The organism is Stenotrophomonas sp. GD04024 (assembly GCF_029837545.1).
Lineage (GTDB): Bacteria > Pseudomonadota > Gammaproteobacteria > Xanthomonadales > Xanthomonadaceae > Stenotrophomonas > Stenotrophomonas forensis.
The window spans coordinates 18977-27267 of record NZ_JAOEDV010000062.1; the positions used below are offsets into that span (position 1 = coordinate 18977).

The 8291-nt window shown below is 67.8% G+C and carries 7 protein-coding genes; 5 read left to right on the forward strand and 2 right to left on the reverse strand.

Annotation, left to right across the window (positions count from 1 at the left end):
* Position 1: 1 nt before the first annotated feature.
* On the forward strand, positions 2–2920 hold the full coding sequence (locus tag N7590_RS16710) for a VIT domain-containing protein (RefSeq protein ID WP_279935739.1): 2919 nt from the start codon (positions 2–4) through the stop codon (positions 2918–2920).
* A 40-nt stretch (positions 2921–2960) separates the two neighbouring features.
* Here the strand turns inward: N7590_RS16710 and N7590_RS16715 are convergent, their stop codons facing one another.
* Positions 2961–4166 (reverse strand): acyltransferase family protein, encoded by a 1206-nt coding sequence (locus N7590_RS16715; RefSeq protein ID WP_164241704.1) that lies wholly within the window; start codon positions 4164–4166, stop codon positions 2961–2963.
* Positions 4167–4341: 175 nt separating this feature from the next.
* On the opposite strand from N7590_RS16715, the gene N7590_RS16720 reads away from it, so the two are divergent.
* Positions 4342–5202, forward strand: a complete 861-nt coding sequence (locus N7590_RS16720) for a LytTR family DNA-binding domain-containing protein (protein ID WP_164241703.1) — start codon at positions 4342–4344, stop codon at positions 5200–5202.
* A gap of 33 nt (positions 5203–5235) precedes the next feature.
* Here the strand turns inward: N7590_RS16720 and N7590_RS16725 are convergent, their stop codons facing one another.
* On the reverse strand, positions 5236–5976 hold the full coding sequence (locus N7590_RS16725) for a M48 family metallopeptidase (RefSeq protein WP_080374907.1): 741 nt from the start codon (positions 5974–5976) through the stop codon (positions 5236–5238).
* Here N7590_RS16725 and N7590_RS16730 point away from each other — a divergent pair.
* The 3 genes from N7590_RS16730 (at position 5966) to N7590_RS16740 (ending at position 8114) form a co-directional block, all read left to right on the forward strand.
* The gene (locus N7590_RS16730; protein WP_053510374.1) at positions 5966–6238 is read left to right on the forward strand and encodes a hypothetical protein; all 273 of its coding nucleotides are present in this window, start codon (positions 5966–5968) and stop codon (positions 6236–6238) included. The two genes, N7590_RS16725 and N7590_RS16730, sit on opposite strands and share 11 nt — an antisense overlap.
* Positions 6161–7286, forward strand: a protein-coding gene (gene prfB, locus N7590_RS16735; protein WP_012510936.1) for a peptide chain release factor 2 whose coding sequence is annotated in 2 segments (ribosomal slippage) — positions 6161–6235 and positions 6237–7286 — 1125 coding nt in all. Because the reading frame shifts where the segments join, the coding sequence is not laid out codon by codon here. The genes N7590_RS16730 and prfB overlap by 78 nt, the downstream gene beginning before the upstream one ends.
* A gap of 45 nt (positions 7287–7331) precedes the next feature.
* Positions 7332–8114, forward strand: a complete 783-nt coding sequence (locus N7590_RS16740) for a helix-turn-helix transcriptional regulator (protein WP_164241702.1) — start codon at positions 7332–7334, stop codon at positions 8112–8114.
* Positions 8115–8291: the final 177 nt, after the last annotated feature.

Below are 8291 nucleotides of genomic sequence, written 5' to 3' on the forward strand. Positions count from 1 at the left end.
GATGCCCCTCGTCCGCCGCGTGATTCCATCCGTACTGGCCCTGCTGCTCTGCGCTGTCGCCGGGGTTGCCCAGGCGCAGTCCACCAGGGCCGTCCGGCCGGTTCGTGCGGTCCCGCTACTGCAGGTTGCCGGCGCCGAGCAGCCCATCGCGCTGCGCCAGGCCCGCATCGAAGGCGACATCCAGGCCGGCATCGCCCAGACCCGCATCACCCTGGAATTCCACAACCCGAACCGGCGCGTGCTGGAGGGGGAGCTGCAGTTCCCGCTGGCCGAGGGCCAGCAGATCACCGGGTTTGCCCTGGATATCGGCAGCGAACTGCGCGAGGCGGTGCCGGTGCCCAAGGACCGCGGCCGCCAGGTCTTCGAGGAGATCGCCCGCCGTGGCGTCGACCCCGGCCTGCTGGAGCAGACGGCGGGCAACCAGTTCCGCCTGCGCATCTACCCGTTGCCGGCCGGTGGCAGTCGCCGCGTGCAGCTGGTACTGCGCGAGCCGCTGGCCTTCTCGGGCCAGGGCTGGCGGTGGACGCTGCCGCTGCAGTTCGCCGCCGGTGCTGCCTCCGTTGCGGTGAAGGTGCAGGCGCCAGGGGCGATGGCCGCAGGTACCGCACCGTTCCAGATCACGGCGGGCCAGCTGCAATGGCAGGGCCGCGGCGCGCAGCTGCCGGCACAGCTGCAATGGACGCTGCCGGCCGAACGCAAGCCGCAGGTGCAGGTGGCGCCGTGGCAGGACGGCCACTATCTGCTGGCGCAGCTGCCGGTGCCGGTCAGCGGTACTCCCCGCACGCCGTCGAGCGAAGTCGGCCTGCTGTGGGACGGTTCGGGTTCCTCCGGCCGGCGCGACCGCGCGCGTGAGTTCGCGCTGCTGGATCGCTACTTCGCCGCGATGGGCAATGGCACGGTCGCGCTGACCGTGCTGCGCGACCGTGCCGAGCCGGTGCGCCGCTTCCGTATCCGCGCAGGCAACTGGAGCGAGCTGCGCGCGGCTTTGCAGGCGGTGCGCCCGGACGGTGCCAGTGCGCTGGCCCAGTGGCAGCCGCAGCCGAACGTGAAGGAGTACCTGCTGGTCAGCGACGGCCTGCTGACCTACGGGCCGGAGCAGCTGCCAGCGATGGCGCCGGATCAGCGCCTGTTCGCGGTCAGCAGTGCCGGCGCACGTACCGATGCAGTGCGCTTGCGTGGCTGGAGCGAAGCGCATGGCGGCCGCTTCGTCGCGCTCGGCAAGGATGTCGACGCCGCTGCGCGTGAGCTGCTGTCCTTGCCGCTGGACGTGCAGATCGATGCGGGGCGTGGCGTGCAGGAGGTGGTGATTGATCGTCGCAGCGAAGCCGAAGGCTGGCTGTGGCTGCATGCCCGGCTGGCGGCTGACGGTGTGCCGATGCGGGTCCGTGTCGGTGCCGGTGATTGGCAGGCATTGCCAGCAACGCAGAAAGGCGATGACGGTGAATTGCTTGCGGGGCTGTGGGCACAGGCACGCCTGCAACAGCTGGCCGCCGATCGTCGCGGCAATCGCGAGGAAATGCAGCGCCTGTCGCAGCAGTTCGGCCTGGTCGGGCCGGATTCCTCGCTGATCGTGCTGGAAACGCTGGAGGACTACCTGCGCTATGCGATCCGTCCGTCCGGAAAGCTGCGCGCCGAGTATGACGCCCGCTTCGCGCGGCAGGTGAGCGACCGTGCCGCTGCCGATCGCGAGCGTCTGGACGAGGTGGCTGCACGTTGGAAGGAGCGCCAGCAATGGTGGAGCCGCAGCTGGCCGAAGGATGCGCCGCCGCAGTTGAAGGGCAGGGCACTGGAAGTGGCGTCCGCGGATTACGCGATGGAATCGGCGCCGGTGGCGATGTTGGCTGCGCCTGCACCGGCGGCCCCGCCTGCACCGATGGCGGCCGCGGCCGAGCAGCGCAGAGAGGCCGGCAGCGCGCGCGCGCGGCGCTCCGTGTCCGCGGCGAACCAGGCGCTCGACGCGGTGGTGGTCACCGGTTCGGCCATCGATCAAGCGGGGCCCGCCAACGAGGGCGAGCTCGGCATCCAGCTGGCCGCATGGCAGCCGGATTCAGCCATTGCCCGCCGCCTGCGCCAGGGGCCGGCGTCGCAGCTGTACAACCGCTACCTGGCCGAGCGCGAGGCACATGCCGACAGCAGCGCGTTCTTCCTCGATGTGGCCGATCTGCTGCTGGAACAGGGCCAGCGCGAGCTGGCGCTGCGCGTGCTGTCGAACCTGGCAGAGATGGACCTGGACAACCGCCACCTGCTGCGCGTGCTCGGTTACCGCCTGATGCAGGCCGATGCGGCCGCGCTGGCGGTGCCGGTGTTCGAACAGGTGCTGGCGATGGGCCAGGAAGAACCGCAGAGTTTCCGTGACCTCGGCCTGGCGCTGGCCGCCGCCGGCAAGCCGCAGCAGGCGCTGGCGCCGCTGTATCAGGTGGTGGTGCGGCCGTGGGACAACCGCTTCGATGGTATTGCGCTGATCGCGCTGGATGAATTGACCAACCTGGTATCACGCAGCCGCCCGGTGCTGGACACCACGGGCATCGACCCGCGCCTGCTGCAGGCGATGCCGCTGGACCTGCGCGTGGTGCTGTCCTGGGATGCCGACAACAGCGACATGGACCTGTGGGTGACCGACCCGAACGGTGAGCGTGCCTACTACGGCAACCGCCTGACCTATCAGGGCGGACAGATGTCGCAGGACTTCACCGGCGGCTATGGCCCGGAGCAGTTCTCGCTGCGCAACGCCAGGCCCGGCAGGTACAAGGTGGAGGCGAACTACTTCGGCAGCCGCCAGCAGCTGGTGACCGGTGCGACCACCCTGATGCTGCGCCTGACCACCCACTGGGGCACGCCGAAGCAGAAGGACCAGAGGGTCACGATGCGGCTGAAGGACCGCGCCGAGACCGTGCTGGTGGGTGAGTTCACGGTGGAATGAGTCACCCAGGGTCGATGCGGAGCCGAGCAGGGGCTCGGCTCTATGAGGCCGCCGTCGCGGCGTGTACGGTCGGCAATGATCGTGGCTCGGCACGCAGCCCGAACAGCGGCCGCAGCCAGCGCACGCGGCGGATCAGCAGCTCGTGGATCAGCAGGCAGCCGCCCACGGTACCGCCGAGCAGCAGCGCCGGCTCGGTCCACGCGCCAAGCTGCAGCGGCTTGAGCCAGAACAACAGCGCGATGATCAGGCTCTGGTGCAGCATGTACCAGGGATAGATCGCCTCGGTGCAGTACGGCAGCCAACGGAACGGGCGGTCGAGGAAGACCTTGCCCCAGCCGAGGATGGCCAGCAGCGCGGTCCAGACGTACAGCGACTGGCTGGTCCGGACCTGCAGGTCCCAGAAAGGAGCGGGCCACTGCCGCAGCGGCGAGTCGGCCGGCAGCACCTGGCCGAGGATGCGCAGGCCCATGTAACAGCCGACTGCGGCAAGCGCCAGCCACAGCATGGTGCGGCGCAGGGCGACCACTCGATCCCAGAACACGGGCTCGCGGCCAAACAGGTAGCCGGCGAGGAACACCGTCGCGTACTTCGCGTGCTGGTACCAGTCGCCGAGCAGGGCATTGGTGGACGGGTAGATCGGCTCCAGCCAGACCACCCAGGCCAGCAGCAGCACGAACGGAATGCCGATCAGCAGCGTGGGCGATGCGGCAACACGGGCCACGGTCCTGCGCACCCCAGGCCTGCCCAGCACCGGCATCAGCAGGGCCAGCGCCAGCGTGTAGTTCCACAGGTAGGCCAGGTACCACAGGTGGTTCCAGGTGATGCCGTACTGCCAGCCGGCAAAACTGTCTTCCGGCCACGGCCGCACCTGCCAGTAGCGCAGCAGGAAGGCGCCGAAGCCCGGTGCGACATGGCCGTTGGCCACCCCTTCGCAGTAGGGTTGGATCGGCACGATGATGAACATGCCGAACAGCAGCGGAAGCAGCAGCCGCCACGTGCGCAGGCCTGCAAAGCGCAGCACCCTGCCTTCCGGCCGCATCAACGCGATGGCGATGCCCGAGATCAGGAACAGCAGCGACATCCGCCAGCGGTTGACGAACACCATCGGCCACTGCAGCCATTCGGCGGTATGTACGCTCTTGAGGTGGAAGCCCCAGTCGTCCACGTAGGCCATGCCGGTGTGGTACAGGATCAACAGGGCGAAGGCGAACACCCGCAGGGCGTCGATGTCGTGGCGTCGGTTCATGGGCAGGCCGGGCAGGGAGGTCAGGCCACGGTGAGCGCCGCCACGCGCCGTGACCATGGCGCTGGGCCCGCCGGTACCGCCCAGGTGACCAATGGCGGGCGGCGGGGGACCAGTGGAGCCGCTACCCTCGGCCCCTTGAGGCACGCTGGAGCACCGCAACGAGATGGATGCAGCAATGGCACAGGGGCGCCCGCCGCGCTGGCGTACGTCAACCCGCATTCTGGTATGGACCGCGATCCTGTCTGTTTCAGCGGTGAGCAATGCGCTGGTGGAAGTGATGGACGCAGGGCGCCGGGGCGCGGATCTGGGCCTGTGGGAGCCACTGATCTGGGAGTTCAGCAGCCTGAGCCTGATCCTGGCGACCCTGCCGCTGCTGTGGTGGGGGTGCGAGCGCTGGCCCCTGCATGCCGATACCTGGCGCCGGCGGTTACCGTTGTACCTGCTGGCCAGCGTGGGCTGGTCGCTGCTTCACGTAGTGGGAATGATGCTGGTCCGGCACCTGGCCTACGCGGCAGTGGGCTATCGCTACCAGGACGATGCCGGCTGGCTGGAGCGCTTTGCCTACGAATACCTGAAGGATGTGCGTACGTTTGCGCTGTTCGTGGCGCTGGAGCACCTGGCCAGCTGGCTTGGGCGGCGGCGCCAGGGCGAGGCGAGCCTGCTGGCCGAGCCTGACGTTGGCGTCCCGGTGGAGCCGGTCGAGCGTCCGCAGCACTTCCTGGTACGCAAGCTGGGCAAGGAGTTCCTGGTGGCCACCGAAGACGTGGAATATGCCCAGGCGGCAGGCAACTACGTGAACCTCCACGTGCGTGGCCATGATTACCCGCTGCGGATCACCATGGCCGTGCTGGAGCAGCGGCTGGACCCGGGCGTGTTTCTACGCCCGCATCGCAGCTGGATGATCAATCGCGGCCAGTTGCGCTCGATCGAGCCACTGGAGGGCGGCGAGGCGCTGCTCCACATGGCCGATGGCGTCAAGGTGCCGTGCAGTAGACGACAGCTGCCCCAACTCCGGCTCGCCCTGGCGGGTGGGTGAGCGGGCGGGCCGTGCGGCCCGCCCGCGGTCAACTTACTTCTTGTCCTTCTTGATCATCGCGTCGATGCGCGCAGCGCGGGCTTCCGAGCCCGGGTGCGAGGACATCAGGCCGCCTTCGCTGGACAGCTTGCGGAACATGCTGGCCAGGGCCGCCGGGTCGTAGCTGTGGCGCTTCATGAACTGGTAGCCGTACTCGTCCGCCGCGCTCTCTTCCTTCTGCGAGAACTGCGCGTTGACGAAGCCTTCGGCCAGTTCGCCCAGCTGGCCCTGGCTGAGCTGGGTCAGGTTGCCATTGCCCGAGGCGGCCAGGCCCTCGCGGCCAGCCGAGGCGAGCAGGGCCGTGCGCATCTTGGTCTTGCTGTGCCCCAGCTTCACGTGGCCGATTTCGTGGCCGATCACGCCACGCACTTCGTCGTCGCTGGCCATGTCCATCAGGCCGGTGTAGACGCGCACGCAGCCGTTGGCCATCGCCCAGGCGTTGACGTCGGCGGTGCGGTAGACCTTGAAGTTCAGGTTCAGGCCGTCCTCGTTGGCCAGGCCCTGGGTGATCTTGGCCAGGCGCTGGGCATAGGGATCATTGCCGGCAACCACCTGGTTGTCCTTGTCCATGTAGGTGCAGGCCTGGTCGGCGGCGGCCGAGACCTCGGCGTCGGACAGGGTCAGCGCCTTGCCGGCCTTCATGCCGGTGCTGGTCAGGCCCTTCAGGTCGATGGCCGAGGCATTGGCGGCCAGCAGGCAGGCGGCCAGGCAGAGGGTGGAACGCATGATCGTCATTGAATTGATGCTCCTTGGATGGGAATGGACCGCGCGTCCCCCTGTTCCCGCGGCGGTCGGGAAGTCTACCGGCATCGTGCAGGCCCGTGTCCAGGCGCGCGACCGCCGGGTTCGGGCCGCCTCGCCGCGGGCCGGGTGGCTGCGGTATCATTCGCAGTCATCTTTTGAATGCATGACCGCCGACATGATCGAACTGAATCCTGTCCGCCAGCGCATCACCGATCTGACCGATCGCGTGCTGTCGCTTCGGGGGTATCTTTGACTACGACGCCAAGAAAGAGCGTCTTGAAGAAGTAACGCGGGAGCTGGAAAGCCCCGACGTCTGGAACAACGCCGAGTACGCCCAGAACCTGGGCCGCGAGCGTTCCAGCCTGGAAAAGACCGTGGGCGGCATCGCCTCGGTACTGGACGGCCTGGCCGACGCGACCGAACTGCTGGAGCTGGCCGAGTCCGAACAGGACGAGGACACCGCGCTGGCCGTGGTCGCCGACCTGGACAAACACCAGGCGCACGTCGAGAAGCTGGAATTCCAGCGCATGTTCTCCGGCGAGATGGACAATGCGGCGGCATTCGTCGACATCCAGGCTGGTGCCGGTGGTACCGAAGCCCAGGACTGGGCCGAGATCCTGCTGCGCATGTACCTGCGCTGGTGCGAATCGCGCGGCTGGAAGACCGAGCTGATGGAAGTCTCCGGCGGTGACGTTGCCGGTATCAAGTCGGCCACGCTGCGCGTGGAAGGCGACTATGCCTATGGCTGGCTGAAGACCGAGACCGGCGTGCACCGCCTGGTGCGCAAGTCGCCGTTCGACTCGGACAACCGCCGCCACACCAGCTTCACCTCGGTGTTCGTGTCGCCGGAAATCGATGACAACATCGACATCACCATCAATCCGGCCGACCTGCGTACCGATGTGTACCGTTCGTCCGGTGCCGGTGGCCAGCACGTCAACAAGACCGAGTCGGCGGTGCGTATCACCCACATCCCGACCAACATCGTCGTGGCCTGCCAGACCGGCCGCAGCCAGCACCAGAACCGCGACAACGCGATGAAGATGCTGGCCGCCAAGCTGTACGAGCTGGAAATCCAGAAGCGCAACGCCGAGAAGGATGCGGTGGAAGCCACCAAGTCCGACATCGGCTGGGGCAGCCAGATCCGCAACTACGTGCTTGACCAGAGCCGTATCAAGGACCTGCGTACCGGCATCGAGCGTTCGGACACGCAGAAGGTGCTCGACGGTGACCTGGACGAATTCGTCGAGGCCAGCCTGAAGGCCGGCCTGGCCGTGGGTTCCAAGCGCGTCGATGCCTGATCCACGCGCCTGCGCGGATATCATCGCCTTCCGCAATGGAGGGCGATGATGCGCAGCGAAAGTGAACGCAAGGAACTGGGCGGCTTCCTCAAGGCCTGTCGCGCCCGTGTCGACCCCACCACGCTCGGCCTGCCGGCCGGGCGCCGGCGTACCCCGGGCCTGAAGCGCGAGGAAGTGGCGCTGGCGATCGGGGTCAGCGTCAGCTGGTACACCTGGATCGAGCAGGGCCGCGAAGTGCGCGCCTCGCCCGAGGTGCTGGAGCGCCTGGCGCAGGTGCTGCGCATGAGCGACGACGAGCGCGCCTATGCCTTTGCGCTGTCCGGTTACGGCGTGCCATTGGAATCGCCGGACGAGAGCGTGACCGACGGCCTGCGCCAGCTGGTGGAGGCGATGCAGCCGATCCCGGCCTACGTGCGCAACACCCGTTTCGACATCCTGGCCTGGAACCCGGCCATCGCCGAACTGTTCGTGGATTACAGCCAGCTGGCGCCGCACGAGCGCAACACGCTGCGGCTGATGTTCCTGTACCCGCCGTACCGCACGCTGATCCTCAACTGGGAAGAAATGACCCGCGGCCTGCTGGCAGGCTTCCGTGCGGCGATGGCGCAGGCGCCGGACAAGGCGCCGTTCCTGGCGCTGGTCGAGGATATCGCGTCGCACAGTGAAGAGTTTCGCCAGTGGTGGCCGGAGCACGACGTGCGCCGGTTCGACGAGGGTGCGAAGAAGCTGAACCATCCCACGCGCGGGTTGCTGGACCTGCAGTACGTGGCGCTGGTGCCGGAGAGCCGGCACGACCTTTCGCTGGTGACCTACCTGCCGCGGAAGTAGGGGTGTTCGGCAGGGCTTGCAGCCCTGCACCTGCAGAGGCCGAAGCAACTGCAACAGCAACAGCAACAGCAACAGCAGGCTATCCGTGGGGTGGCGGGGCGGTGTCGGAGTGCGGGGACGCCGCAAGTACGTCCGTGTAGGCTTGACAGCCGCTTGCTCGTGTGCGCGTTCCTGCGC